Origin of the sequence: Faecalibacillus sp. TM498 (assembly GCF_020589955.1) — a bacterium.
Lineage (GTDB): Bacteria > Bacillota_I > Bacilli_A > Erysipelotrichales > Coprobacillaceae > Faecalibacillus > Faecalibacillus intestinalis.
On record NZ_JAJDKB010000125.1, the window covers coordinates 1 to 975 of the forward strand.

Consider the following 975-nt stretch of genomic DNA (forward strand, 5'->3'; position numbering starts at 1 on the left):
GGAGGATATAAAAATGAGTAAAAAACCTGTAAAAATTGTAACAATTGGTGGAGGAAGTAGTTACACACCAGAGTTAATGGAAGGATTTATTAAAAGATATGATGAACTTCCAATCAAGGAAATTTGGCTTGTCGATATTGAAGATGGGAAAGAAAAATTAGAAATCGTTGGTAAAATGGCACAACGTATGTGGGATGCTTCTCCTTATGATGTTAAAGTTCATCTAACATTAGATCGTCGAGAAGCATTAAAAGATGCAGATTTCGTTACAACTCAATTTAGAGTTGGTTTATTAAATGCTCGTATTAAAGACGAAAGAATTCCATTTAGCTATGGTATGTTAGGTCAAGAAACAAATGGTGCTGGAGGTATGTTTAAAGCTTTAAGAACAATTCCAGTTATTTTATCAATCGTTGAAGATATGAAAGAATTATGCCCAGATGCTTGGCTTGTTAACTTTACAAATCCATCAGGAATGGTAACTGAAGCGGTTATGAGATTTGGTAAATGGGATAAAGTCATTGGTTTATGTAATGTTCCTGTTGGGGCAATGCTTGATGAACCAAAAACAATTGGTAAAACATTAGATCAATTAACTTATAAATTTGCTGGATTAAACCATTTCCATTGGCATAAAGTTTATGATGAAAATGGTAAAGAAGTGACTAAAGATATCATTGAAGCAATGTATGAAGGAAAAGATATGGGAATTCCTGCAAACATTCATGATATTCCATTCTTTAAAGAACAATTACTTCAAATGAATATGATTCCATGTGGATATCATAGATATTATTATCGTGAAGAAGAAATGTTGGCTCATGGTTTAGAAGAATATAATGATCCTAAGGTAGGAACTCGTGGACAACAAGTACAACAAACAGAACATGAATTATTTGAATTATATAAAAATCCAGATTTAGATCATAAACCAGAACAATTAGCAAAACGTGGAGGAGCACATTATTCAGATGC

General features: G+C 32.4%; 1 protein-coding gene. It reads left to right on the forward strand.

Features of this window, described 5'->3' with window-relative positions:
- Positions 1-13 precede the first annotated feature (13 nt).
- Positions 14-975, forward strand: a 962-nt coding sequence (locus LJD32_RS14960) for a 6-phospho-beta-glucosidase (protein WP_227392822.1), incomplete at its 3' end; no start/stop codon positions are given.